General features: G+C 75.3%; 24 protein-coding genes, 1 tRNA gene and 1 pseudogene. 10 read left to right on the top strand and 16 right to left on the bottom strand.

From position 1 onward, the window contains the following. Positions 1-144: 144 nt before the first annotated feature. From C5507_RS02695 to C5507_RS02680, 4 genes are all read left to right on the top strand, one after another. Positions 145-2,106 (top strand): putative bifunctional diguanylate cyclase/phosphodiesterase, encoded by a 1,962-nt coding sequence (locus tag C5507_RS02695; RefSeq protein ID WP_158657465.1) that lies wholly within the window; start codon positions 145-147, stop codon positions 2,104-2,106. A 5-nt stretch (positions 2,107-2,111) separates the two neighbouring features. Further along, on the top strand, positions 2,112-4,682 hold the full coding sequence (locus C5507_RS02690; protein WP_130504306.1) for a diguanylate cyclase domain-containing protein: 2,571 nt from the start codon (positions 2,112-2,114) through the stop codon (positions 4,680-4,682). A 180-nt stretch (positions 4,683-4,862) separates the two neighbouring features. Further along, positions 4,863-5,828, top strand: a complete 966-nt coding sequence (locus tag C5507_RS02685; protein ID WP_104527111.1) for a glucosyl-3-phosphoglycerate synthase — start codon at positions 4,863-4,865, stop codon at positions 5,826-5,828. 67 nt (positions 5,829-5,895) lie between these two features. Further along, the gene (locus tag C5507_RS02680; RefSeq protein WP_242611281.1) at positions 5,896-6,762 is read left to right on the top strand and encodes a glycerophosphodiester phosphodiesterase; all 867 of its coding nucleotides are present in this window, start codon (positions 5,896-5,898) and stop codon (positions 6,760-6,762) included. Positions 6,763-6,853: 91 nt separating this feature from the next. On the opposite strand, the gene C5507_RS02675 is transcribed toward C5507_RS02680, so the two are convergent. From C5507_RS02675 to C5507_RS23020, 3 genes and pseudogenes are all read right to left on the bottom strand, one after another. Continuing rightward, a complete protein-coding gene (locus C5507_RS02675; protein ID WP_104527109.1) occupies positions 6,854-7,522 on the bottom strand; it encodes an HAD family hydrolase in 669 nt (222 codons plus the stop codon). 138 nt (positions 7,523-7,660) lie between these two features. After that, the gene (locus tag C5507_RS23025; protein ID WP_242611280.1) at positions 7,661-8,206 is read right to left on the bottom strand and encodes a zinc-binding dehydrogenase; all 546 of its coding nucleotides are present in this window, start codon (positions 8,204-8,206) and stop codon (positions 7,661-7,663) included. A 172-nt stretch (positions 8,207-8,378) separates the two neighbouring features. Further along, positions 8,379-8,678: pseudogene (locus C5507_RS23020) on the bottom strand (alcohol dehydrogenase catalytic domain-containing protein); the annotation flags it as partial. Between the two features lie 279 nt (positions 8,679-8,957). Here C5507_RS23020 and C5507_RS02665 point away from each other — a divergent pair. Further along, positions 8,958-9,674, top strand: a complete 717-nt coding sequence (locus tag C5507_RS02665) for a TetR/AcrR family transcriptional regulator (protein ID WP_104526991.1) — start codon at positions 8,958-8,960, stop codon at positions 9,672-9,674. Between the two features lie 22 nt (positions 9,675-9,696). On the opposite strand, the gene C5507_RS02660 is transcribed toward C5507_RS02665, so the two are convergent. From C5507_RS02660 to C5507_RS02635, 5 genes are all read right to left on the bottom strand, one after another. After that, positions 9,697-10,287, bottom strand: a complete 591-nt coding sequence (locus C5507_RS02660; RefSeq protein WP_104526990.1) for a TetR-like C-terminal domain-containing protein — start codon at positions 10,285-10,287, stop codon at positions 9,697-9,699. A gap of 125 nt (positions 10,288-10,412) precedes the next feature. After that, entirely contained in the window at positions 10,413-10,745 is a 333-nt protein-coding gene (locus C5507_RS02655; protein ID WP_104526989.1) for a hypothetical protein, read from the bottom strand. 104 nt (positions 10,746-10,849) lie between these two features. Then, positions 10,850-11,737 (bottom strand): 1,4-dihydroxy-2-naphthoyl-CoA synthase, encoded by an 888-nt coding sequence (locus tag C5507_RS02650; protein WP_104526988.1) that lies wholly within the window; start codon positions 11,735-11,737, stop codon positions 10,850-10,852. 43 nt (positions 11,738-11,780) lie between these two features. Further along, positions 11,781-12,611, bottom strand: a complete 831-nt coding sequence (locus C5507_RS22780) for a hypothetical protein (protein WP_207225893.1) — start codon at positions 12,609-12,611, stop codon at positions 11,781-11,783. A gap of 49 nt (positions 12,612-12,660) precedes the next feature. Further along, positions 12,661-13,206: an NUDIX domain-containing protein gene (locus tag C5507_RS02635; protein ID WP_242611279.1), complete on the bottom strand. Its 546-nt coding sequence runs from the start codon at positions 13,204-13,206 to the stop codon at positions 12,661-12,663. Positions 13,207-13,280: 74 nt separating this feature from the next. Between C5507_RS02635 and C5507_RS02630 the strand changes: the two genes are divergently transcribed. From C5507_RS02630 to C5507_RS02615, 4 genes are all read left to right on the top strand, one after another. Further along, a complete protein-coding gene (locus tag C5507_RS02630) occupies positions 13,281-13,739 on the top strand; it encodes a MaoC family dehydratase (protein ID WP_278044334.1) in 459 nt (152 codons plus the stop codon). 7 nt (positions 13,740-13,746) lie between these two features. Then, the gene (locus C5507_RS02625; RefSeq protein WP_104526985.1) at positions 13,747-14,331 is read left to right on the top strand and encodes an LOG family protein; all 585 of its coding nucleotides are present in this window, start codon (positions 13,747-13,749) and stop codon (positions 14,329-14,331) included. Between the two features lie 74 nt (positions 14,332-14,405). Continuing rightward, on the top strand, positions 14,406-15,341 hold the full coding sequence (locus C5507_RS02620) for an alpha/beta fold hydrolase (RefSeq protein ID WP_104526984.1): 936 nt from the start codon (positions 14,406-14,408) through the stop codon (positions 15,339-15,341). A 27-nt stretch (positions 15,342-15,368) separates the two neighbouring features. Next, positions 15,369-16,484, top strand: a complete 1,116-nt coding sequence (locus C5507_RS02615) for an NAD(P)/FAD-dependent oxidoreductase (RefSeq protein ID WP_104526983.1) — start codon at positions 15,369-15,371, stop codon at positions 16,482-16,484. A gap of 9 nt (positions 16,485-16,493) precedes the next feature. Here C5507_RS02615 and C5507_RS02610 read toward each other — a convergent pair whose 3' ends face one another. From C5507_RS02610 to C5507_RS02600, 4 genes are all read right to left on the bottom strand, one after another. After that, positions 16,494-17,537, bottom strand: a complete 1,044-nt coding sequence (locus tag C5507_RS02610; protein WP_104526982.1) for a GGDEF domain-containing protein — start codon at positions 17,535-17,537, stop codon at positions 16,494-16,496. A gap of 86 nt (positions 17,538-17,623) precedes the next feature. After that, positions 17,624-18,445 carry a hypothetical protein gene (locus C5507_RS02605; RefSeq protein WP_242611396.1) on the bottom strand — a complete coding sequence of 274 codons (822 nt, stop codon included), beginning with the start codon at positions 18,443-18,445 and terminating at the stop codon, positions 17,624-17,626. Positions 18,446-18,881: 436 nt separating this feature from the next. After that, positions 18,882-19,043, bottom strand: coding sequence for a hypothetical protein (locus C5507_RS22065; RefSeq protein ID WP_158657464.1), 162 nt, complete (start codon positions 19,041-19,043; stop codon positions 18,882-18,884). A gap of 41 nt (positions 19,044-19,084) precedes the next feature. Continuing rightward, a tRNA-Ser gene (locus tag C5507_RS02600) sits at positions 19,085-19,172 on the bottom strand. Between the two features lie 286 nt (positions 19,173-19,458). Between C5507_RS02600 and C5507_RS02595 the strand changes: the two genes are divergently transcribed. Beyond that, positions 19,459-20,682, top strand: a complete 1,224-nt coding sequence (locus C5507_RS02595; RefSeq protein ID WP_104526981.1) for an MFS transporter — start codon at positions 19,459-19,461, stop codon at positions 20,680-20,682. 88 nt (positions 20,683-20,770) lie between these two features. Here C5507_RS02595 and C5507_RS02590 read toward each other — a convergent pair whose 3' ends face one another. The 4 genes from C5507_RS02590 to C5507_RS02575 form a co-directional block, all read right to left on the bottom strand. After that, positions 20,771-21,820 carry an ABC transporter ATP-binding protein gene (locus C5507_RS02590; protein WP_104527107.1) on the bottom strand — a complete coding sequence of 350 codons (1,050 nt, stop codon included), beginning with the start codon at positions 21,818-21,820 and terminating at the stop codon, positions 20,771-20,773. 103 nt (positions 21,821-21,923) lie between these two features. After that, positions 21,924-22,928, bottom strand: a complete 1,005-nt coding sequence (locus C5507_RS02585; RefSeq protein WP_104526980.1) for an ABC transporter ATP-binding protein — start codon at positions 22,926-22,928, stop codon at positions 21,924-21,926. Then, a complete protein-coding gene (locus C5507_RS02580; protein WP_207225892.1) occupies positions 22,925-23,881 on the bottom strand; it encodes an ABC transporter permease in 957 nt (318 codons plus the stop codon). Before C5507_RS02580 ends, C5507_RS02585 begins: the two co-directional genes overlap by 4 nt. Continuing rightward, entirely contained in the window at positions 23,878-24,807 is a 930-nt protein-coding gene (locus tag C5507_RS02575) for an ABC transporter permease (RefSeq protein WP_278044352.1), read from the bottom strand. Before C5507_RS02575 ends, C5507_RS02580 begins: the two co-directional genes overlap by 4 nt. Positions 24,808-24,812 lie beyond the last annotated feature (5 nt).

The following is a 24,812-nucleotide window of genomic DNA, read 5'->3' as shown; positions in this document are numbered from 1 at the left end:
AGGCATCTCCACCCCTCCCACCGACGACACTGGCCGAGGAGACGCAGGGTGCCCTGCGGGCAACCGCAAGAGAACCGCAAGACCTCGCCGCCTCGGTCGACGAGCCGGTCGACGGGCCCGGCGGAGCGCGGGCCCCCCGTCCGGGTGACGCCCCGGGAACTGCGCTGCAGCAAGGGCCGCGCGCACGCCGACAACTCCACCGTGACCACCGCCCCCGACCTGGGGCAGCCGACGGCTGCGCACCCGGCCGCGCCCTCCCGACGGCGCACCGGGATCGTCGCCGTGCTGGCCCTCGGGATCGCGCTGGCCGCCGTCGTCCCCGTGGCACTGCCGGGGCACCCCCTGCTCCGGCTGCTCGTCGCCCTGCTCGGGCTGGTCCCGCTCACCGCCGCCCTCACCGCGCTGAGCCGCCGGCAGAACCGGCTCACCAGGGACCTGCGCAGCAGCCAGGCGGCGTTCAGCACGCTCGTGAAGAGCAGCGTCGACCTGGTCGTCATCCTCGACCGGCAGCTGCGCATCACCTTCGCCTCCCCGACCGTCGCCACCCTGCTCGGCCGCGCGCCCGGCGACGTCGTCGGCCTGTCCCTGCCCGACGCCGTCCACCCCGACGACCGGCCCGGGCTCTTCGGCCCGAGCAGCCCCGCACCGGGTGAGCACGGCGAGTTCGCCGTCCGCACCGTCCGCGTGCGCACCGGCGAGGCCCAGTGGCGGCTGGTCCAGGCCACCGTGCGGGACCTGCGCGCCGACCCCGACGTCGGCGCGATCGTCCTGTACTGCCGCGACGTCACCTCCCGCGGCCGGGGCACCGACCCCGAGCTGCTCGAGCTCTCCCTCACCGACCCGGTCACCGGGCTGCCCAACCGCACCGCGCTCAGCCGCCGGCTGGGCGCCGTCCAGCGCCAGGTCGACGCCTCCCCCGTCGCGCTCGTGCTGGTGTCGGTCGACGGCCTGGCCGCCGCCACGCCGCGCGGCACCGAGTCCACCGTGCTCCGGGTGCTCACCTCCCGGCTGGCCCGCGAGCTGCGCGGCGAGGACTGGCTGGCGCGCGGCAAGGACGGCGACTTCGTCGTCCTCGTCGACGGCACCGTCTCCGACGCCGAGGTGGTCGCCACCCGCCTGGTCGCCACCATCGGCCGGCTGGCCACCGACGCCGGGCCGCTCACCGCCACCGCCGGCGTCACCGGGCTGGCCTCCGACGTCGACCCCGGCGAGGCCCTGCGCCGCGCCGACCTCGCCCTCTACAGCGCCCGCTCCGCCGGCCTGGGCTCCGTGCACCGCTACGACGACGCCCTGCGCATCGCCCGCGACCGCCGCAGCACCCTGGCCGCCGACCTCGCCGGCGCCCTGGCCCGCGGGGAGCTGCGGCTGGCGTTCCAGCCCGTCGTCGACGTCGTCCTGCACCGCACCGTCTCCGTGGAGGCGCTGCTGCGCTGGCGGCACCCCGAGCTCGGCGACGTCTCCCCGCAGGAGTTCGTGCCGCTGGCCGAGGAGTCCCCGCTGATCAGCGAGCTCGGCCGGTGGGTGCTGCGCGAGGCCTGCCGCACCGTCGCCCGCACCACCGACGACGAGCTGTCCGTGGCCGTCAACGTCTCCGCCCGCCAGGTCCGCAGCGGCGAGCTGGTCTCCGACGTCGTCGCCGCGCTGGAGGCCGGCGCGCTGCCCGCCTCCCGGCTGGTCGTCGAGATCACCGAGTCGATGCTGCTGGACGCGCACGTCGCCGCCGACCTGCAGACCCTGCGCGACCTCGGCGTCCGCGTCGCCGTCGACGACTTCGGCACCGGCTGGTCGTCGCTGGCCTACCTCGTCGGCATGCCGGTCGACCTGCTCAAGATGGACCAGCACTTCCTGGCCGGCATCGAGACCGACCCGCAGCGCCAGGCCCTGTGCCGCACCGTCCTGCAGCTGGGTGCCGGCCTCGGCCTGCCGGTGATCGTCGAGGGCGTCGCCACCCCCGGCCAGCTCGCGCTGCTGCGCGACATGGGCCACCGCTTCGTCCAGGGCTACGCGTTCTCCCGCCCGCTGGAGGCAGAGCAGCTCGCCGCCGGCGCCTGGCGCACCTTCGACGCCGTCGCCCTCGACGCCCCGCCACCGGCGGCCGCGCCGTGAGCTGGGTGCGGGAGGTCCCCCGCCCGATCCGCTGGGCCGTCGTCCTCGGCATCGTCGGCCTCGCGCTGACGGTGCCGCACAGCGCGCCCGACGGCACCGGCATGCAGTGGGACGAGCTCGTCCTCGGCGCGGTCGCCACCAGCTGCGCGGTGGGGATCGTGCGCCGGCTGCGCATCATGGACCGGGCGTCGGCCCGGCCCTGGTGGCCGCCGGCTGTCGGCGCCCTCGGCTTCGCCGTCGCCCAGTTCCTCGCCGGCTCCTTCCCGGGGCCGGCCTTCGACGGGTTCGGCGTCGACGACGTCGTCCTGCTGGCCGGCGCCACCTCACCGCTGATCACCTGCGCGCTGCTGGCCCGCGGGGTCAGCCGCACCCGCTGGAGCGCGCTGGTGCTCGACGGCGCCATCGTCGTCACCGCGATCCTGGTGATCACCGAGCTGCTGCGCACCCCGCTGGTCAGCCCGGCCGCCGCGCCGGAGGACCTGCGCTCGCTCGTGCTGGTCTACGGCGCCTACGCCGCGGTCATGCTCGGCGGCGTCGGGGCCCTGTGCACCGTGTCCACCGCGGCGATGCGCCGCTCGGCCACCACGCTCATCGCCGGCGTCTCGCTGCAGGCGTGCGCCGCCGGCGCGGAGGCGATGGCCATCGTCGACCCCAGCTGGGGCTGGACCGCGGTCTCCGACTACGCCGTCGCCGCGGCGTTGCTGTGCGCCGGCCTCGCCGCGCACCGCGCGCCGCTGCGCGCGGCCGGCCGCTCCGCGCGCGCGTCCGCCCCCCAGGTGAGCGCCGCCGGGCTCTCGCTCGTCGTCGCAGCCATCCTCGGCGTGCCGGCGGCCATGGTGTGGGGCGTCCTGCAGGGCGAGGACGTCAGCACCGCCGCCCTGCTCGGCTGCGGCCTCGCCTTCGTGCTGATGAGCGTCCGACTGGTGCTGCGCATCCGCGAGGACGGCCGTGTCTCCGAGGACCTCGTGCGCAGCGAGGAGGACTTCCGCGACCTCATCGAGTCCAGCTCGGACGGCATCGCGATCATGGACGGCGGCTTCCGGCTGCTGTTCGCCTCCCCCGCCGCCCGCAGCCTGCTCGGCATCGACGGCGAGCTGTCCGACGACGTCTCGCTGCTCGACCTCCTGGTCCCCGAGGACCGTGAGCCGGTGCGCGCGGCGGCGCTCGCCCAGGCCGCCGGCGACGGCGCGGCCCTGCACCTGCGCGTGCCGGTCGAGGGCACCCGGACCCGCGAGCTGGAGGTCATCTCCTCCGAGCGGCCCGGCGGCACCCGCCGCGTCCTCTACCTGCGCGACGTCACGACCCGGCGCACCCGCGAGCGGGAGCTCGAGCGGATGGCCTACACCGACCACCTCACCGGCCTGCCCAACCGTGCGCTGCTCTTCCGCGAGCTCGGCGCCGTCTCCGACGACGAGCGCTGCCTGCTGGTCCTCGACCTCGACGGCTTCAAGGCCGTCAACGACGTCGCCGGCCACGAGTCCGGCGACCACCTGCTCATCGAGGTCGCCCGCCGGCTGCACACCGTCGTGCGGGACGACGACCTGGTCGCGCGCCTGGGCGGCGACGAGTTCGCGGTCGTCGTCGCCGGCTCGGTGGCCGACGGCGAGGACGTCGCCCGGCGGATCGTCGACGTCATGGCCATGCCCTTCCGCACCGACGGCACGACCTTCGCCGTCGGCGCCAGCGTGGGCGTCGCCGGCCTGGCCTCCCTGGGCGGGCAGGCCGCCTTCCGCGCCGCCGACAGCGCGTTGCGCGAGGCCAAGCGCGCCGGCAAGGGCTGCGTGCGCGTCTCCGACGACGTCCTCGTCCTGGCCGGCGCCGACGAGATGAGCCTGGAGCTGGCCGAGGCCGAGGGGACGACGACCGTCCGCTTCGACGCCGCCTGCACCAGCGACGGCCGGATCGCGCTGGTGCAGGCCACCCCGGTGTACCGCCACCCCGGGATCGGCGCCGTCCAGGGCCCGGAGCTGTGGTCCGCCGCCGACCGGCACGGCCGCACCGCCGCGCTGCAGGGCTGGCTGCTGCGCCAGGCCTGCGCGGAACTGGCCACCCTGCCGGACCGGTCCGTCGCGCTCGCCGTCAGCCTGCCGCCCGGCCCCGCCCCCGCCGTCGGCCTCGCCCGCGAGGTGGCCGACGCCCTCGCCGAGACCGGGGTCGACCCGTCGCGGTTCGTCCTCTCCTTCACCGAGGAGACGCTGCTGACGTCCTCGGCCGCCCTCGTGCCCGAGCTGGCAGCGATCCGGCGCAGCGGCGTGCGGCTCTGCCTGGACAACTACGGCTTGGGCTACAGCCTCTTCGGCCTGATGGCCCGGGTGCCGCTGGACATGGTGCGCGTGGAGCTGCCCGCCCTGGCCGCCCGCGACGACACCGACCGGGCGCTGCTGGTGCTCGCCGCCATCGGCCGCACCACCACCGACCTCGGCCTGGTGTCCATCGCCGGGGGCATCGCGACCACCGAGCAGCGCGATGGCGCCGTCGCCGCCGGCCTGCAGCTGCTGCACGGCCGGGCGCTGCCGCACGACCTCACCGTCGAGACCCTGACCGCGCTGCTCGCCGAGTCCCCCGTCCCCGCCTGACTCCCCCTCCCCGCGCGGTTCGTGCACTTTCCTCCGCGCACTTCGTGCACCTTCCGCCGGGCGGTTCGTGCACCTTCCGCCGGAGGGAGCCGGGAGCCGCGGGACGGGGCCGTGACCATCCGGTGAACAGCGGGACCCCGGACTGGTGATCGCCGGTCGGCGTGGTCGACAGTGGACACCGTGAGACCCGACGCCCGAGCCTGGTTCGAGGAGCGCACCACAGCCGCGACCTCGCTCGCCGACCTGGATCCCGCGGGACTGCTGCGCGCCAAGCGCCGCGGCGGCCACCGGGTCAGCGTCGTGCTGCCCGCGCGCAACGAGGAGACGACCGTCGGCCGGCTGGTCGCCGACGTGCGCGAGCACTGGATGCGCGCGGTCCCGCTGGTCGACGAGCTCGTCGTCGTCGACTCCGACTCCACCGACGGCACCGCCGCGGCCGCCCGCGCCGCCGGGGCCGACGTCGTCGCCACCACCGACGTCCTGCCCGAGCACGGCACCCGTCCCGGCAAGGGCGAGGCGCTGTGGAAGTCGCTGGCCGCCACGACCGGCGACCTGGTCGTCTTCCTCGACGCCGACCTGCTGGGCGACGTCACGCACTACGTCCCGGGGCTGCTCGCCCCGCTGCTCACCGATCCGCAGGTGCGGTACGTGAAGGGCTGCTACACCCGCCCGCTGGAGGTCGAGGGCACCGTCGTGCCGGCGGGCGGCGGACGGGTCACCGAGCTCACCGCGCGCCCGCTGCTCAACGCGCTCTGGCCCGAGCTCGCCGGCGTCGTCCAGCCCCTGGGCGGCGAGTACGCCGGGCGCCGCTCCGCGCTGGAGCAGGTGCCGTTCGTGTCCGCGTACGGGGTGGAGGTGGGCCTGCTGGTCGACCTGCTGCGCCTGGGCGGGCTCTCCTCCCTCGCGCAGGTCGACCTCGGCGTCCGCCGGCACACCTCGCAGCCCATCGAGGCGCTCGGCGAGATGGCCGGGCAGGTGGTGGCGACGGTGCTCGCGCGGGCCGCGTGCACCCGCCAGCCCAGCGGCCTGCTCACCCGCTTCCGGCACGACGGCAGCGGGTTCATGCCGCACAGCAGCCCGGTCGCCGTCGACGAGCGGCCACCGATGATCACCGTGCCGGAGTACCGGGCCCGTCTCGCCGGGTGACCCCACGGTCGCGCAGCGCGCGGCACGCGGGGATCATCTGCGGCGTGCCGGTCGACCGTCCCGCTGCGTGCCCTTCCTGCCGCCGGTGAGCGGGCCCGAGGTCGTCGCCCACCGCGGCGCCACCGCGGAGGCGCCCGAGCACACGCTGGCCGCCTACCGGCGCGCTGCCGCCCTCGGCGCCGACGCCGTCGAGTGCGACGTCCGCATGACTCGGGACGGCGTGCTCGTCTGCGTGCACGACCGCAAGGTGCAGCGGACCTCCAACGGCCGCGGCGTCGTCTCCACGCTGCGCCTCGCCGAGATGGAGCAGTTCCAGTTCGGCGCACGGCGCAGCCGGCTCAGCAGGTGGAAGGACGACGAGATCCTCGCCGTCACCGACGAGCCCGACGTCGAGAACGGCCGGGTGCTCACCCTGGAAGGGCTGCTCGAGTACGTGACGGCGACGCCGGGCACCGTCCGGCTGGCCATCGAGACCAAGCACCCCACCCGGCACGCCGCCCGCGTGGAGCAGGAGCTCGTCCGCTGCCTGCGCCGCTACGGGCTGCTGGCCGGCGACCGGCCCGCCGAGTGGGCCGGGAAGCCCGCGTTCCGGGTGATGAGCTTCTCCCAGCTGGCCGTGCGCCGGGTGCGCGCGATGGCGCCGGGCGTGCCCACGGTGCAGCTGATCGGCAAGCGGCTGCGGCCGGTGCGCACCGAGCTGCTGGCCGGCTCGATGAGCGCCGTCGGACCGGGGGTGGCGCTGCTGCGGTCCGATCCGTCCTACGTCGAACAGGCGCACGCCGCCGGCAAGGAGATGCACGTCTGGACGGCGAACACCGCCGCCGACATCGACTTCCTCGTCTCGCTGGGCGTCGACGCGCTCATCACCGACCGGCCCGACGAGGCCCTCCGCCGGCTCGACCGCGGACCCGGCTCCTACGGCCGGGCCGGCTGACCCCTTCCGCGGAGAAGCACCCGTTGCCCGCGTGGCCCCGTCCCGAGGCTCGCCCCGAGCGTGCGAGGGGTGAGGAGGACGGGGTCCTTCCTCAGGCGGTGAGGTCGAGGCGGTCCAGGGCGGCCGCGAGGTCGCCCGGGGTGTCGAAGACGTCGAGCGCCCCGGCCTCGCGCAGCTCGTCGTCGCCGAACCCGCCGGAGCGCACCACCAGCGCCGGCATCCCCGCGTTCTTCGCCGCCTCCACGTCGTAGACGGAGTCGCCGATCACCACGCTCGGCGCGTCCACGGGCTCGCCGAGCTTCTTCAGCGCCACCTGCAGCAGGTCCGGCGCCGGCTTGCTGGACTCGACGTCGTCGCTGGTGGTCCACGCCTCGGCCAGGTCCCGGACGCCGAGCAGGTCCAGCGCGTGGTCGACGTGCTTGCCCTTGCCCGAGCTCGCCAGCACCACCCGGTGCCCGCGCTCGCGCAGCGCCTGGACCAGGTCGACCGCCCCGGGCAGCGGCGCCACCTCGTCGATGACCTCGTCGAACTCCTCGGTCCACCGCTCGCGGGCCCGGTCGCCGATCCGCGCCTCGACGTCCTCGCCCCCGAGCGCGGCCGGCAGCCGGTCGCCGCCCATGCCGATCAGCCGGTGGATCCGCCAGACCGGGAACGTCTCGCCCAGCGACCGGAGCGCCCGGTACCAGGCGAGCGCGTGCTGGTAGTTGGTGTCGACGAGGGTGCCGTCGACGTCGAGGACGGCGATGCGGGGTTCACTCATCCGCACTGCCTGCCCTCCCGCGCCCGACCGCAACCCCCGCCGGTAGCACCTGGGCATGGGAAGCGATACATGCGTCCTGGGCCCGACGACGCATGTATCGCTTCCCATGCCCGGGGGGTGACAGCTTTCCGCGGGGCGTCAGCGGGAGTGGTCGAGGAGTCCGCGGATGGTCACGCCGGCGGCCTGGTCGCGGTAGCCCTGGTTGACCTCGTCCAGCGAGTAGCGGCGGGTGATCAGCCGGTCCAGCTCCAGCCGGCCCTCCTCGTGCAGCCGCAGCAGCGCCGGGATGTCGCGGAACGGGTTGCACGAGCCGAACAGCGAGCCCTGGATGCGGTGCTCGAACACCGTGGCGAGCTGACCGCCCAGCGAGACGTCACCCTCCCCCGGACGGTCGGCCAGGGCGGTGAGCACCAGCGTGCCGGCCTTGCCCAGGCACGCGGCCGCACCGGCGTAGACCTCGGCCGACATCTTGCCCACCGTCACGACGACGCCGTCGGCACCGGTGCCGCGCGACAGCTGACGGGCCAGCGCGACCGCCTCGCCGGAACCGGCCACGGTGTGGGTCGCCCCGACGGACTCGGCGAACTCGCGCTTCATGGCGACCGGGTCGACGCCGATGATGGTCAGCGCGCCCGCGTGCGCCGCGCCCTGGACGGCGTTGACGCCCACGCCGCCGAGGCCCACGACCACCACGGTGTCGCCCGGGGTGCACGCCGCCGGAGTAGACCGCCGAGCCCCAGCCGGTCGGGACGCTGCAGGCCACCAGCGCCGCGGTGTCCAGCGGCACGTGGGGCTCGATGCGGACGCAGGAGAACTCGCTGAGCAGCGTGTGCCGGGCGAAGGCGCCCACCATGCAGAACCCGCCGAGCGGCTCGCCGTCCAGGCGGAAGGGGAAGGTGCCGCTGGGCAGCTTGCCGGAGGCGATGGTCGCGCCCTTGTCGCACAGGTTCGACCTGCCCCGGGCGCAGAACCGGCAGTGCCCGCACGCGGGCAGGAAGCTGGTGACGACGTGGTCGCCCGGGGCGACGGAGGTGACGCCGGGCCCAACGGCGCGGACGACGCCGGAGCCCTCGTGCCCACCGACGATCGGGTACCGCCCACCCGGGTTGGAGTGCCGCAGGTGCTCGTCGGAGTGGCAGAGGCCGGCGTAGGCCATCTCGACCAGCACCTCGCCCGGGCCGGGGTCCAGGACCTCCAGCTCGACGATCTCGTACTCGGTCTCCGGCTCGCGCAGCACAGCCGCTCGGGTGAGCACCGGGGGTCCTCCTCGGGGTGGTCGGGCGTGACCTCCGTCCGGCGTGGGCCTGATCACCGGCCGTCATCGTGCCTGGTGGGCGCGGGCCTCCCGCAATGGGTCCTACCGCCCCCGCGTCGGATACATACCGGCCGGCCAGTCCTGTTGGCGGGACGCACGGAACGTGCTTACGCTGGCACCGTGGGTGAGCTGAGTCAGCGTCGGGCGCAGAAGAAGGCACAGACTCGTGCGCACATCCGTGCCGTGGCGCAGCGGCTGTTCGCCGCGCACGGGTTCGACGGCGTGACCACGGCCGACGTCGCCCGCCATGCCGACGTCGCCGTCCAGACGGTGTTCAACCACTTCTCCACCAAGGAGGAGCTCTTCTTCGACGGTCGCACGCCGTGGGTCTCCGGGCCCGCGGAGGCGGTGCGCGACCGGGGGCCGGACACGTGCCCGCTCGACGCGCTGCGGGTGTACCTGGTCGACCAGGTGCGCAGCCTCATCGACGCGACCGACGTGGCCGAGCGGCAGAGCTACCTGCGCACGATCGAGGCCTCCGACGTGCTGCCGGTGCGTGAGCGGGAGCTGGTGTTCGAGAGCGAGCAGCGGCTCACCGCCGCACTCCGGGACGCCTGGACCGCGTGCGACCGCACCGACCCGGGCACGACACCCCGGGATCCCGAGGTCGCCGCCGCGGTCACCGCCGCGATGTGGCTGGCCGCGGTGCGGGCGCTGATCGTCGGGCACCGCACCCTGGTGGCCGGCGGCCGGGACGCCTGCGCGGTCGCCAGGGAACTCGGCGAGCTCGTCGACCGCCTGCTCGCCGGGCTGGCCCGGTCGGCCGAGCACCTGCGGGGAGAACCCGCCGAGCCGACCCGCACCCCCGCACGGCTGCGGGCCCGGCGCGCCGGCTGAGCCGGCCGCCGGGCCGCGGGCCTCAGGCGGGGACCGGCTGCCCGGCGCCGCGCAGCAACGGCATGACGACCTCGTCGACCACCAGCTCCACGTGCTCGACCCCCAGCGGGTCGACCTGCCGGTAGCGCTGCCACCAGAAGGCCTCGAGCATCGAGGTCAGCAGGCGCAGCCGGTCCGGGCGGATCGTGTCGCCCCGTTCCTCGGCGCGGGCTCCGAGCTCCTGCACGGCCTGGGCCAGCGGGCGCACCAGCGCTTCGTCCAGCCCGGCCCGCAGCTCCTCGTCGTGGCACGCGGCACCGACGAGGCTGGCCACGGCACGCTCCTCGCGGTCCAGCGGACGGGTCCAGCGCTCCAGCAGCCCGAGCAGGTCACCCCGCAGCGAGCCGGTGTCGTCCGGGACCGCGACGAGGTGGAAGCGGCCCACCGCGGCCCGGGCGAGGGCCGCCATGGTGGGCCAGCGGCGGTAGATGCCCGCCTTGCCGGCCCGGGCCCGAGCGGCGATCCGGTCGCTGTTGAGCCGGCCCCAGCCCTCGTCGGCCAGGATGTCGACGGCGACGGTGAGCAACTGCTCCGATAGCTCCGCGCTGAGGGGGCGCCCGGGCGCGCCGCTCACGATGCCGCTCCGACGCGGCTGGTCATCTGCACCGGGACATAGTGGCTGCTCGATGGAGTCACCACAACGATCTCCGCCGGTTATCCACTGACGAGTCCGGCTCTCACCCGTTGGATCGACGCAGGTCAGGCGCTGGCGGCGCTCTCGACGTGCACCTGCAGGGTGGCGCCGTCGGCCGAGAGCCAGCCGCGGGCGCGCGCCCCGGCGATCATCTCGTCCCACCGGCCGGCCCACCCGGGGGCGCTCGCGTGCGGCTCGGCCGCCGCCCGGAGCGCGGCGACGTCGAGGAACGCCGTCTCCGCGTCCTGCAGCCGTCCCAGCCCGGAACGCTCCAGCGCCTCGGTGGCCTCCTCGTCGGTGACCGCCCCCAGCGCCAGGTGCAGCCTGTGCAGCTCATCGACGTCGACCACCCGCGCCTCGGGCTGCTCCTGCGCGCCCGTCACCACCTCGACGATCATGTCGTCCTCCTCAGGACGTCGGGTCTCTCGGACGACCCTAGAACGGCTCCCGCGCAGGGGCCCGCCGTGAGCGTGCGAGCGGTGGGGGGCGCGGGGGTCCTTTCTCAGACGTGCCAGGGGAAACGGGAGAAGTCGGGATCCCGCTTCTCCAGGAACGCGTCCCGGCCCTCGACGGCCTCCTCGGCCATGTAGGCCAGCCGCGTGGTCTCGCCGGCGAACAGCTGCTGGCCGACCAGGCCGTCGTCGATCAGGTTGAACGAGTACTTGAGCATCCGCTGCGCGGTGGGGCTCTTGGCCACGACCTTCTTCCCCCACTCGAGCGCCGTCCGCTCCAGCTCGGCGTGCGGGACGACGCGGTTGACCATGCCCATCGCGTGGGCGTCCTCGGCGGTGTACTCGTCGCCCAGGAAGAAGATCTCGCGGGCGAACTTCTGGCCGATCTGACGGGCCAGGTACGCCGAGCCGAAGCCGCCGTCGAAGCTGCCGACGTCGGCGTCGGTCTGCTTGAAGCGGGCGTGCTCGGCGCTGGCGAGGGTGAGGTCCGAGACGACGTGCAGGCTGTGCCCGCCGCCGGCGGCCCACCCGGGGACGACGCACAGCACGACCTTGGGCATGAACCGGATCAGCCGCTGCGCCTCCAGGATGTGCAGCCGGCCGCTGCTGCCCTGGCTGTGCTCGTAGCCGTACTTCCCGCGCACCCGCTGGTCGCCGCCGGAGCAGAAGGCCCAGCCGCCGTCCTTGGGGCTCGGGCCGTTGCCGGTGAGGATCACGCAGCCGACGTCGGTGGACAGCCGGGCGTGCTCGAGCGCGGTGATCAGCTCGTCGACCGTCTGCGGCCGGAAGGCGTTGCGCACCTCCGGGCGGTCGAAGGCGATCCGCACGACGCCGGCGTCGACGGCTCGGTGGTAGGTGATGTCGCCGAAGTCGAACCCCTCGACCGGCGCCCAGGCGGAGCTGTCGAAGATCTCGGAGACGTCGTCGCGCGCGGTCATGGCTCGAACCTAACGCCCGGACCTCCGCCGGGCGCCGAGCACGTCACCTGAGGCCGAGCAGCCCGCCGACCACCTCGTCGAGCGGGTCGGTGACGCCGCCGACGACGTCGAGCACCGCACCGGTGACGTCGTCGAGCCCGTCGCCGTCGCGGTCGCAGCCGCACGGCTGGGGCTCGGGCGAGGGAGCGGGCTCGGTCGGCGCCGGGGCTGGGGCTGGTGCCGGCGCGGGCGCGGGCGCCGGGGCTGGGGCGGGCGCCGGGGCGCCGCCTGCCGTCCCACTGCCGCCACCGGTCGAACCGGAACCGCCACCCGTGCCCGAGCCGGAGCCGGAGCCACCGGAGCCGGAGCCGGAGCCACCGGAGCCGGAGCCACCGGAGCCGGAGCCGGAACCGGATCCACCGAGGCCGGATCCACCGGAGCCGGAGCCGCTGCTGCCCGAGCCGCCGGTGCCCGCCCCACCGGTTCCGGAGCCGCTCCCGGCCGACCCGCCGTCCCCGTCCGCGGCGTCGGATCCCGCGCCGCTGTTGCCGGCCGGGGACAGCGGCGTACCGCTCGGGGCCGGCGTCCGCCGGGCCTCGGTGGTCAGCGCCGCGGCGCCGCCCGGCACGTCGGGGTCGTTCCGGAACACGCCGTCGGAGTCGCGGGAGGACGACGGGGCGTCGTCCCCGCCGTCGCCCCCGCCGAGGAGCATCAACGTCAGCGGGACGGCGACGAGCAGCCCGGCGCAGAGCAGGGCCAGCGCGAGGAGGGCCCCTCGGCGACGGTCGCGGCGCCCGTGACGGCCGGCGCCGGAGCCGAGGGCCTCGTGGCGTCCGGTGCGAGCTGCGTGGCGGGACAGGGCCGGCTCCTTCGGGCTTCGGTGCTGCTTCCCCACCGGCTACCGGCGGGGACATCAGGGCGTGAGTGCCCCGTCACCCGGAGATCTATTCGTGCGCGTGTCCGTCCAGCAACGGCCGCAGCCGGCCGAGCGAGGCGGCCAGGCCGGGGTGCAGCTCCACCTCGCCGAGACGGGCCACCGGCACCCACGCGACGCCGTCGCTCTCGCCGTCGAGCCGCAGGTCGGCGGCCTCGATCGGGCGCGCGGGCCTGGCCAGCACGGTCGTGTACGCCCAGCCACCGTGGTCGTCGACCGAGTGCACGCCCAGGACGAGGTCGCCGGCGGTGAGGCCCAGTTCCTCGCACACCTCGCGCAGCGCCCCGACGTCCGGCGCCTCCCCGTCGTGCAGGGCGCCGCCGGGCGTTCCCCAGGTGCCGCCGTGGTGCGACCACCGGGCACGGTGCTGCAGCAGCAGCTCCGGGCCCTCGGCGCCGTCCCGGTGGATGAGCAGTCCGGCAGCGCCCGCCCGGCCCCAGTGCCGGTGCCCCTGGGCGCAGACGGCCCAGCCGTCGGTCGAGGTGAGCACGTCCCCAGTCAACCCGGCCGCGCGCTGCCACGGCGAGCCCGGCAAGGTGTTCGGCGGGAACGTCATCCTCTGCCCACCCCGGTGGGCAGAGGATGACTGTCCGCCGGACACCACTGCCCCCCGCGGAAGGACGCGTCGACGTGAGCACCACGACCACCATGGCCGAACTGGACGGCCTGATCGGCACCGAGCTCGGCAGCAGCGACTGGCACGAGGTCACCCAGGAGCACGTGGACCAGTTCGCCGAGGCCACCGGTGACCACCAGTGGATCCACGTCGACGTGGAGCGCGCCAAGGCCGAGAGCCCGTTCGGCGGCCCGATCGCCCACGGCTACCTGACGCTGTCGCTGCTGGCGCCGCTGTCCTCGCAGGTCCTGGTGGTCACCGACACCGTCATGGGCGTCAACTACGGCCTGAACAGGGTGCGCTTCCCCTCGCCCGTCCCGGTCGGCGCCAAGGTGCGGCTCACGGCGACCCTCAAGGCGGTCGAGGAGGTCGCCGGCGGCCTGCAGCTGACGCTGGCCGCGATCATCGAGCGCGAGGGCGGGGACAAGCCGGTCTGCATCGCCGAGCCGGTCTACCGCTACTACGGCGGCTGATCCGCGCGTGCGGATCGCCGTCTTCACCGGTTCCCACGCCGGACCGCCCGCGCAGGCCGAGGCAGCGGCCGCCTTCGCCGCCGGCCTGGCGCGGGCCGGCGTCGGCATCGTCTACGGCGGCGGGCACGTCGGGATGATGGGCGTCGTCGCCGACGCCGCGCTGGCCGCCGGCGGCGAGGTCGTCGGCGTCATCCCCCAGCACCTGGTCGACGACGAGCTGGCCCATCCCGGCCTGCCGCGGCTGGAGGTCGTGCAGTCGATGCACGAGCGCAAGGCGCGGATGGCCGAGCTGTCCGACGCCTTCGTGGCGCTGCCCGGCGCGGCCGGCACCCTCGAGGAGCTGTTCGAGGCCTGGACCTGGGGCATGCTCGGGCTGCACGCCAAGCCGACGGCGCTGTTCGATGTCGACGGCTTCTGGCAGCCGCTGCTCGCCCAGCTGCGCCGCATGGTCGACGACGGCTACCTCGACGGGCGGCGGCTGGACGCGCTCGGCGTGGTCACCGACGCGCCCGAGCTGCTGTCCTTCGTGCAGCACTACGAGCCCCCGCCACGGAAGTGGCGAAAGGACCCCCTGCCCCCCGCCACTCGCTAGCTCGCGGCGGGCCCCTGCAGGGGGCCGGGGTAGACGTAACCTCGCGGCAACACGAATCGTGGTGGACTGGGGTGATGCCGTCCCCGCAGGTCGCCGAGAGCCGAATCGTCCACGGGCACAAGCGCGCCTTCATCCGCGCGGGGGACGGGCCGGCGCTGCTGCTCCTGCACGGCATCGGGAACAACTGCCAGACCTGGGCGAAGGTGATCGACCGCCTGGCCGAGACCCACACCGTGATCGCGCCGGACCTGCTGGGGCACGGCAACTCCGACAAGCCCCGGGGCGACTACTCCCTGGCCGCCTACGCCAACGGCATGCGCGACCTGCTCTCGGTGCTGGACGTCGAGCGCGCGACCGTCGTCGGGCACTCGCTCGGCGGCGGCATCGCGCTGCAGTTCGCCTACCAGTTCCCCGAGCGGTGCCAGCGGCTGGCGCTCGTGGGCAGCGGTGGGCTGGGCCCGGAGCTGTCCGCGGGGCTGCGGGCCGCGACGCTGCCGGGGGCCGAGCTCGTGGTCACCGCCCTCGCCGGCGTCTCCGGCCCGCTGCGGACCGGCCTGCAGGGCGTGGAGAGGGTCGGCCGGGCGACCGGCTGGCGGCGCGTCGGCGACCTCGCCCAGGCGGTGGACGCCCTGCTGGCGCTCAAGGACGTCGAGGCCCGGCGGGCGTTCCTGCGCACGCTGCGCGGGGTGGTCGACGCACGCGGCCAGGCGGTCACGGCGCTGGACCGGCTCTACCTCGCCGATTCCATCCCGATGCTCGTCGTCTGGGGCGGTCGCGACCCGATCGTGCCGGCGCGGCACGCCGAGACCGTGCGCGAGCTGGTGCCCAGCGCCCGGGTGGAGGTCTTCGACGACGCCGGGCACTGGCCGCACCTCGACGAGCCCGGGCGGTTCTGCGACACGCTGCTGGACTTCATCGGCTCGACCCAACCCGCGGCGCACGACCTGGACAGCTGGCGGCGCCTGCTCGCGCAGAACTGGGACGGCGTCCCGCGCCCCGTCGGGCACTGAACGCGCCCGCTGCCTAACGTCAGCACCGTGGAGCACTGGGACGTCGTCATCGTGGGAGGGGGCCCGGCCGGAGCCGCGTGCGCCCTGGCCGCCCGGCGGGCCGACCCCTCGGCCCGCGTGCTGGTGCTCGACCGCGTCGACTTCCCGCGCGACAAGGTGTGCGGCGACGGGATCGCGGCCGAGGCCCTCGACGTCCTGGCCGGGCTCGGGGTCGACCCGTCATCCGTCACCGACGGATACCCCGCCGTCCCCCGGCTGCGGCTCACCTCCCCGCGCGGGACGACGGTGGAGCGGGCCACCGCCCGGCCGTCCTACGTGATCCCCCGCTCGGTGCTCGACGCCCGGCTGGTCGCCGCGGCGCAGGAGTCCGGGGCGGTCCTGCGTCACCACCACGTGCGGCAGGTGCGGCCCCGGGCGGGGCACGTCGAGCTGGACCGCGCGATCACCGCCGGCGTGCTGGTGGGCGCCGACGGTGCGGAGTCGGTGGTCCGCCGGGCGCTGCGCGTCCAGCGCAACCTGCCCACCCAGCTGGCCGTGGCGCTGCGCGGCTACGCACCCGAGCCGCCCGGCCAGCGTGGCGTGCAGGTCATCGTGACCACCGAGCAGCGCTGGCCGGCGTACGCGTGGTCCTTCCCGCTCGGCGACGGGCGGGTCAACGTCGGCTACGGCGAGCTCGTCTCGGGCGGGGCCACGCGCGCCGGGCTGGTGGAGGGACTGCACCGGCTGCTGCCCGGCATCTCGCCCGCCGGGCTCAAGGCGCACCGCCTGCCGCTGAGCACCGGCCGGCCACGCCAGCCCGACGGCCGGGTGCTGCTCGCCGGCGACGCCGCCTCGCTGATCAACCCGCTCACCGGCGAGGGCATCTTCTACGCCGTCCTGTCCGGGGCCCTGGCCGGGCGGGCGGCCGGCGCGGGCGCCGGAGCGGGCGCGGCGTACCGGCGGGAGCTGGGCAGCCGCCTCGGCCGGCACCTGCGCCACTCCTCGGTGGCGTCCCGGTTGAGCCGCCGTCCGGCACTGATGGACGCCGTCTTCCGGGCGGCCGGGGACGACCAGCGGGTGTTCGACGCCGTCGTCGCGCTGGGACTGGCCGACGGGCGGCTGACGCCCCGCGCCCTGGCCGGCGCGGCCCGCCGGTTGCGCTGACCCGCGCGCTCAGGCGACGGCGACCTCGACGCGACCCCGGCCACCGCGCTTCGCGGCGTACAGGGCGTCGTCGGCGGCGGCGTAGAAGGCCCGCAGGTCGCCGGCGCTGCGCTCGACGTGGGCGACCCCGAGGCTGATCGACAAGCCGTAGAGGCTGCCGTCGGGCAGCGTCAGCGGCTCGCCCCGCACGGCGTCGAGGAGCTGCTGGGCGCGGCGGACGGCGGTCTCCCGGGAGCAGCGGCGGAGCAGGACGGCCACCTCGTCGCCGCCCATCCGGCTGACCACGGCGTCGGTGGACCGGGTCTGCCGCTTGATGATGGTGGAGAGGTGGACGAGCGCGTCGTCACCGGCGAGGTGGCCGTGCGCATCGTTGATGGACTTGAACTCGTCGACGTCCATGAGCAGGAGGGCGGTGCCCTCGGTGCCCGTCCCCCACGACAGCGCCCGGGTGAGCGCCTCGTCGAGGACGCGCCGCGTCACCAGCCCGGTGAGGGCGTCGACGTCGGCCTGCTGCTTGAGCGCGACCACCAGCCGTTCCTGCCTGCTGGTCGAACGGATGAGCAGGCCGCCGATGACGCAGAGCATGGCGCCGAAGAACACCCACTCGCTGAACGCGGCGCGGGCGGTCCCGGCGTCCTCGAACAGCATCACGGCGCCCGCCACGACCGAGTAGGCGGTGGCGATGACCGCGGCGGTCGGGCGGAGGTGGAAGCCGGCGTAGAGCACGACGAAGGCCAGGAAGGCCTGCGCGCGGGTGGACGTCCCGCCGCCCTGGATGGCCAGCACCGCCAGGACGGTCACCCCACCGACGGCCAGGAGGAGGAAGGCGCCGGCGCGGTCGAGTAGCTCCGGCGGGATGAGCTCCAGGACGGACGCGACCAGCAGCAGGCCGACGACGCAGCTCCAGATCACCCGGGGGCCCGCGTCACCGGCGGAGGCCGGTCCGAGGAGCCCGACGAGGCTCAGCATCCCGGCGCAGATCAGCAGCACGAGCACCGCCGTCCGGGCGGCGGCGCGCGGCTCGCGCGCTCGCAGCGACGGCGGGATCCTCACCCCGTCTGCATCGGCACGACCGGCCCCGCCCCGCAGGCGGGTCCCCCCATCGGGTGACCAGGGGCTTGCATTCCGCGGGAACCGCCTCAGCGGAGGGCGGTCACCAGCGCGGCGCCGGCCTCCCCGAACGTCTGGACGACGAAGCCCAGCTGCGCGAGCGTGTCCGCGACGGCGAGGTTCATCAGCTGCTGGACGGCGGCGTCGGCGGCCGGTCCGCGCGAGCCCTGGACGCTCATCCGGTCGTGCGTCCGCCAGCTGACCAGCACACCCCCGCAGCTGGTCTCCGGGGAGAGGCAGACCCCTCCCGCCGGGGCACCAGGCGCGGCGTCGTAGAGCGGCAGGCCCGACTCCACCAGGGCCGCGGCCACCTCGACCACGAGCGTGGTCAGCGGGTCGGTGTCGGTCAGCAGCGCGTCCCAGTCGTCCGGCAGCCGGTCCAGCTGGTCGCCCAGCTCGCTCAGCCAGGCGCGGTCCTCCGGCGACGGGCGGGGGGCGACGGTGCCGTCGGCGCGGCGGGCCCCGAAGACGCTCACCGCGGACAGCTCGCCGCCGAGAGCCGCCCAGTCGGCGTCGACCCGGTCGGCGAACGGTCCGGCGACCACCTGCGCCGATTCCGACACCAGCCACCAGGCCAGCTCACCGGCCGGCGCCGGGGCGGGGCGGACGGCGACGGCGACGGCCTGCGGCTGCTGCGCGGAGGCCGGGGCGGCGTCGGCGGGACGGCCCGGGGCACGACGCCCCGCCGGGTGGTTGCCGATCGGGGCCCGCGCCACGGGCTGCGGCGCGCGGGCCCCGTTGCGCTCGAACTCGTAGCGGGCCGTCGACCCGGCTCCCAGGACGACGACGACCGCTGTCATGAACAGGAAGCCCATCGTCGCCGCAGCCGGCCACAGCACCATCGCGCCCATGGTCACGAAGTTCTCCTCAGCACCTACCGCCGCGGTGGGGAAGTCCCGCGAACAGGGAGAACGCTAGAGGCGCGAACCGCTGTCCTCGGCAGTCCGGGGCACGGCTCTGACCGCCCGTCACACAACCGTTGCGGCGCGGCCCGAACCCGCACGGTGACCCCCTCCCCGGCGCACCGTTTTGTCGACATGCGCGGCCCCCACCTGCGGAAACACGGTCACCGCTCGACCACCCGCGGGGCGACGACCTCCCGGGGCGGCGTGTCGGCGCCCACCCGCGCCCGGGTCGGCGCGCACCGCCGAGCGATGTGCGGCCGAGGCGCACTCCGGTGGCCGGCACGCGCCGACGACGCGCACTGCCCGCCGCGCCCGACTGCTCGCAGACGCGGAACGGCCCGCCGGCCGGCGCCGGCGGCTGTCCGTGTCGCGCGCCAGCGGGTCAGTTGCCCCGCACCTGCATGAAGGTGGCGTGGGCGCTGGCGCTCACGCCGGTGATCGTGGCTCGGCGCTGACAGGGCGCCAGGTGGGTGAGCGAGCGGCGGGCATGAAAGAGCCCCAGGCGCATACCGAAGCAGAGGCGGGGCTGGGGCGTGGCTGGCAACGTACTCCCTCCTCGATCGACGCCGCACCCGCATCACAGAGCGGAGGGCGTGGGATTCGAACCCACGAAGAGGGGTTACCTCTTAGCGGTTTTCAAGACCGCCGCCATCGGCCACTAGGCGAGCCCTCCTGGCGCCGTCGAGGCTAGTGCGTCGGTCCGGCCCGCCGCCGCCCGGCGTCCCTGCGCCCCTCGTGCGGAGAAGCAGGGCCCTGGTGCGCCGATCAGAGCCCCCGTTCTCCGCACGAGGGCACGACGCGGGGCGGCATCCCCGTGACCGCAACTTCGCGGAAGGAGGGCCCTGGCGCGCCGGTCGGAGCCCTCGTTCCCCGCACCAGGGCTCGCCCGCGCACGCCGACCCGCCCACAAGACCCCACCCGGCGGGAGAGGCCCGCGGCCCGGCGGTCAGCATGGAGGCATGACGGCGGGGAACGAGACGCAGCAGGCACCCGCCACCGGGCGCCGCTCCGGCTGGATGATCGTGCTTCCCGCCGTCGTCCTCGTGCTGGTCGCGCTGTGCCTGCGCGCGCCGTTCGCCGCCGTCGGCCCGCTGCTGGGCGAGCTGGGCGACGAGCTGTCGCTGTCGACCGCCGCACTCGCCGTCGTCACCGCCCTGCCGCTGGTCTGCTTCGGCCTGGTCTCCCCGTTCGCGCCGGCGATCGCCTCGCGCGTGGGCGTGCACCGCGCCGTGCTGCTGGGCGTGGTCGTGCTGGCGGTCGGCATCGTGCTGCGCATGCTCGGCGCGCCGGGGCTCTACGTCGGGACGGTGCTGCTGACCGGCGGCATCGCGATCGCCAACGTGCTGCTGCCCGCCGCGGCCCGCGCCGAGTACGGCAACCGCAGCGCCCTCGTGCTCGGCATGATCACCGCCTCGATGGCGGCCTCCGCCAGCATCGGCGCGGGCCTCGCCCAGCCGCTGGCCGACCTCGCCGGCAGCGCGCTGGCCGGGCTGCTGCTGTGGGGCGTGCTGGTGCTCGTCGCGCTGGTCCTGATGGCCGCCCTGGCCCGCGCCCGGCGCTCCGTCCCCCGGCCCCCGCCCGCTCCGCAGGGCGCGCGCACGGCGGTGCTCCGCGACCGGGTGGCGCTCGCCGTCACGCTGTTCTTCGGGCTCCAGTCGCTGGCGTTCTACGCGATGCTCACCTGGCTGCCCGACATCCTGCGGGCCGAGGCCGGCGTCTCCCCTGTCGCCGCCGGTGCCTTCGTGGCGCTGGCCGCCCTGCTCGGGGTCCCGGCGTCGCTCGTCGTCCCGCCGCTGGCCGTGCGCCGGCCCGGCCAGGGCGGCTGGGTGCTGGTGGGCACGGTCCCCGTCCTCGTCGGCATCGCCGGCCTGCTGGCCGCCCCGGGCGCCGCCCCGCTGCTGTGGGCGCTGCTGTACGGGCTCGGCACCGGGATCTCGTTCCCGCTGGCGATGACGCTGATCCTGCAGCGCACCCGCGACGTCGGGCAGACCGGGCGGCTGTCGGCCTCCGCGCAGAGCGTGGGCTACCTGGTGGCGGCCACCGGCCCGCTCGCCGTCGGCCTGCTGCACGACGTCACCGGCGCGTGGGCCCCCGGGCTGGTGCTGCTGCTGGTCGTCGTCGCCGCGCAGCTGGCCATCGGGCTGGTCGCCGCCCGCCCCCGCCTGGTCGGCCCGTCCGTCTGACCCCGCGATCATCGAGTCGTTGCCGCCGCGGCCGGCGCGTCGGCGCGTGTCGGCGAGCACAACTCGATGATCGCGGGAGGGGCGGGCGTCAGGGCTCGGCGGGAACGCCCTCGGGGGTGCGCTCGACCGGGGTGCCGACGACGCCGTGCAGGTGGCAGGCCGCCAGCTGACCGGGTGCCCCGGCCGGCTGCAGCGCGGGGTCGACGTCGTCGCACGGCTCGAACACGTACGGGCAGCGGGTGCGGAACCGGCAGCCCGAGGGGACGGCGGCCGGCGAGGGGACGTCGCCGCGCAGCACGACCCGCTGCCGCTGGCGCTCCAGGGCCGGGTGCGGCACCGGCACCGCCGACAGCAGCGCCTGCGTGTAGGGCATCTGCGGGTCCGAGCCCACCGCCGACGCCGGCCCGATCTCCACGATCCGGCCGAGGTACATGACCGCGATCCGGTCGGAGATGTGCCGCACCGCCGACAGGTCGTGCGAGATGAACAGCAGCGTGAGCCCGAGCTGCTTCTGCAGGCGGCGCAGCAGGTTGAGCACCTGGGCCTGCACGCTCACGTCGAGGGAGGCGATGGCCTCGTCGCAGACCAGGAAGTCCGGCTCGCCGGCCAGCGCCCGCGCGATGCCGACGCGCTGCCGCTGCCCGCCGGAGAACTCGTGCGGATAGCGCCCGGCCACGGCCGGGTCCAGGCCGACGAGTTCGAGCAGCTCCCCCACCCGGGCGGCCCGCTCCCTCTTCCCCGAGCGCAGCCCGTGCACCTCCAGCGGCTCGCTGACCGTCTGCGCGACCGTGCGCCGCGGATCCAGGGAGGCGAACGGGTCCTGGAACACCATCCCCGCCCGGCGGCGCAGCTCGCGCAGGCCCTTCCCGCCCACCGAGGTGACGTCGGTGCCGGCGAAGTCGATGCTGCCGCCGGTCGGGGGGATCAGCCGGAGGACGGCGTTGCCGAGCGTCGACTTCCCGCACCCGGACTCCCCCACCAGGCCCAGCGTCTCGCCGCGCAGGATGTCCAGGTCCACGCCGTCGACGGCGCGCAGCACGCCGGCGCCCTTCTTGCGGATGCCCTCGCCGCGCACCGGGAAGTGCACCTCGAGGCCGCGCACGCTCACCAGCACGTCGCTCGCGTCCACGGCGGTCACGGCGTTCACTGTTCGGCTCCGGGCTCGTTCCGCTCCTCGGTCGCTGTCCCCCGCAAGCGGGAGGTGCCCCCAGCCTGTGGCGATGCTCGCTCGCCCGTCGCTCTCACGGCGCCTCCTCCGTGCACCACGTCGCCGCCCGGTGCGGCAGCCCGGGACCGCTGCCGATCTGCACCAGCGGCGGCTGCTCGTGCTCGCAGCGCGCGTCCCCGCGCACCGGGCAGCGCGGCCAGAACACGCACCCCTCCGGCAGGTCGGTGGGCGCCGGCGGGGTGCCGGGCACGGTGGCGAGGTCAGGGACCACGCCGTCGACCGCCGGCTGGGCGAGGTCGGGCAGCGCCCCGAGCAGCCCGCGGGTGTAGGGGTGGGCCGGCCGCTCCAGGACGTCGTCGACCGTGCCGTCCTCCACGCACCGGCCGCCGTACATGACCAGCACCCGGTCGGCGATGCCCGCGACGACGCCCAGGTCGTGGGTGATCCAGATGACCCCGGTGCCGCGGTCGGCCTGCAGACCCTCGATCAGGTCGATGATCTGCGCCTGCACCGTCACGTCCAGCGCCGTCGTCGCCTCGTCGGCGATCAGCAGCGCCGGCGAGTTGCTCAGCGCGATCGCGATGACCACCCGCTGCCGCATGCCGCCGGAGAGCTCGTGCGGGTACCGGTCCAGCGCCCGCTCCGGGTCCGGCAGGCCGACCTCGCCCAGCAGGTCCGCGGCCCGCCGGCGGGCGGCGGCCTTCGAGACGTCGCCGTGCGCCCGGATGCCCTCGACGAGCTGCCGGCCGACGGTGAGCACCGGGTTCAGCGACGTCATCGGGTCCTGGAACACCATGCCGGCGCCGGGGCCGCGCACCTGCCGCAGCCGCTCGGGCTTCATGGTCAGCAGGTCCTCGCCCTGCAGCACCGCCCGGCCGGTCACCGTCGCCACCCGCGCGGGCAGCAGGCCCAGCAGCGCGAGCACCGAGACGCTCTTCCCGCTGCCGGACTCCCCCACCACGGCCACCGTCTCGCCGGGGCCGACGGTGTAGGAGAGCCCGTTGACGACGTCGGCCGGGCCGCGCGGGGTGCGCAGCCGCACCCGCAGGTCCTCCACCTCCAGCACCTGTCCGCTCATCGCCCGCCCCCGGCCATCAGCGTCCGCTGCCGCGGGTCGAGCGCGTCGCGCAGGCCGTCGCCGAGCAGGTTGAAGCAGAGCACGGTCAGGAAGATCGCCATCCCGGGGAAGAACGCCAGCCACCAGGCCAGCTCGATGTACCCGCGCCCCTCGGCGAGCATCAGCCCCCACGACGGGTTGGGCGGCTGGGTGCCCAGCCCGAGGAAGGACAGCGCCGCCTCGGCGAGCACGGCGAAGGCCAGGCTGATCGAGGTCTGCACGATGATCGGCGGGGCGGCGTTCGGCAGGATGTGGCGGGTCAGGATCCGCCAGTCCGAGGCGCCGACCGACCGGGACGCCCGCACGTACACCTCCTCGCGCACGCCCAGCACGCTGGCGCGGGTGACCCGGGCGAAGATCGGCGTGTAGACGATGCCGATCGCCAGCGCGGTGTTGCCCGAGCCGGGCCCGCGGACGGCGAGGACGGCGATCGCCAGCAGCACCGCGGGGAAGGCGAACAGCATGTCCATGACCCGCATGAGCACGTCGTCGACCCACCTGCCGTAGTAGCCGGCGAGCAGGCCGATGAGGGTGCCGGCCACCAGCGCGAAACCTACGGCGAGGAACCCGACCTTCAGCGACACCGAGGCGCCGAGGATCACCCGGCTGAGGATGTCGCGGCCGAGGTCGTCGGTGCCGAACGGGTGGGACCAGCTCGGCGACTGCAGCCGGTCGGTCACCGAGATCTCGTTGGCGCCCTCCGGGGCGAACGTGTCGTCGAAGACCGCCAGGACGACGATCAGCAGCAGCACCACCGAGGCCACGGCCGCCGTCGGGTTGCGGGCCAGCAGGCCGAGCGTCTCCCGCCAGCGGGGGCGGGCCGGGCGCAGCGTCGTCGGCCCCGGGGACGTCCCCTTCGCGTCGCCCTGGCCGGCGATCGGCGCGTCGGGCGGGGGCAGCGGCTGGCCGGTCATCGCCGGATCCGTGGGTCGATGGCGGTGTAGAGCAGGTCGACGACCAGGTTGATCACCAGGAAGACCAGCGCGAACAGCAGGATCGCGCCCTGCAGCACCGGGTAGTCGCGGGCCTGCACCGCCTGCAGCGCCAGCTGCCCGAGGCCGGGCCAGGAGAACACGATCTCCACGACGACGACGCCCGACAGCAGGTAGGCCAGCTGCACACCGGTGACGGTGACCAGCGGGAGCAGGGCGTTGCGGAGCACGTGCCAGGTGAACACCTGTCGCGTCGGGAGCCCCTTCGCCTGCGCCGTCCGGACGTGGTCGGAGCCCAGGGCCTCCAGCACGCTGGAGCGGACGAACCGGGTGATGACCGAGCCGGACACGACACCGGTGACCAGCGCCGGCATCAGCAGACGCTGGAGCCAGGCGCCCGGGTCCTCGCTGATCGGCACGTAGCCGCCCGACGGGAGCCAGCCCAGCGTCCCGGCGAAGACCAGGATGAGCACGATGCCCATCCAGAAGTCGGGCACCGAGATGCCGAACTGGCTGATCACGGTGGCGATGCGGTCGATGATCGAGCGGGGTCGCAGCGCCGAGATCGTGCCCAGCGGGATCGCGATCACCAGCGCCACCAGGATCGAGGCCAGCGCCAGCGTGAGCGTGGCCGGCAGCCGCTCGGCGATCTGCGAGGTCACCGTCTCCCCGCTGCGGAAGCTCACCCCGAGGTCACCGCTCAGCGCGCGCCCGGCCCAGCCGAAGAACTGCTCGAGGAGCGGCTGGTCCAGGCCCGAGCGCTCGCGCAGGGCGTCGTAGCTCTCCTGGGAGAACCGCGTGCCCAGCGCGAGCCGCACCGGATCGCCCGGCACGAGGTGCACCAGCGCGAACACGATGACGCTCACCCCGGCGAGGACGACCGCGGACTGGCCGACCCGCCGGAGCAGGTAGC

This window comes from Blastococcus saxobsidens (genome assembly GCF_002938435.1).
Classification (GTDB): Bacteria; Actinomycetota; Actinomycetes; order Mycobacteriales; family Geodermatophilaceae; genus Blastococcus; species Blastococcus saxobsidens.
This window is presented reverse-complemented; position numbering and strand designations above follow the sequence as displayed.

Bases quoted from the DNA above. Each gene is read 5' to 3' on its own strand.
- C5507_RS02675 (WP_104527109.1), bottom strand. From the start codon at position 7,522: ATGAGTGAACCCCGCATCGCCGTCCTCGACGTCGACGGCACCCTCGTC.
- C5507_RS02655 (WP_104526989.1), bottom strand. From the start codon at position 10,745: ATGATCGTCGAGGTGGTGACGGGCGCGCAGGAGCAGCCCGAGGCGCGG.
- C5507_RS02650 (WP_104526988.1), bottom strand. From the start codon at position 11,737: ATGACCGCGCGCGACGACGTCTCCGAGATCTTCGACAGCTCCGCCTGG.
- C5507_RS02635 (WP_242611279.1), bottom strand. From the start codon at position 13,206: ATGACGTTCCCGCCGAACACCTTGCCGGGCTCGCCGTGGCAGCGCGCG.
- C5507_RS02620 (WP_104526984.1), top strand. From the start codon at position 14,406: ATGCCGTCCCCGCAGGTCGCCGAGAGCCGAATCGTCCACGGGCACAAG.
- C5507_RS02605 (WP_242611396.1), bottom strand. From the start codon at position 18,445: ATGGGCGCGATGGTGCTGTGGCCGGCTGCGGCGACGATGGGCTTCCTG.
- C5507_RS02595 (WP_104526981.1), top strand. From the start codon at position 19,459: ATGACGGCGGGGAACGAGACGCAGCAGGCACCCGCCACCGGGCGCCGC.
- C5507_RS02585 (WP_104526980.1), bottom strand. From the start codon at position 22,928: ATGAGCGGACAGGTGCTGGAGGTGGAGGACCTGCGGGTGCGGCTGCGC.
- C5507_RS02580 (WP_207225892.1), bottom strand. From the start codon at position 23,881: ATGACCGGCCAGCCGCTGCCCCCGCCCGACGCGCCGATCGCCGGCCAG.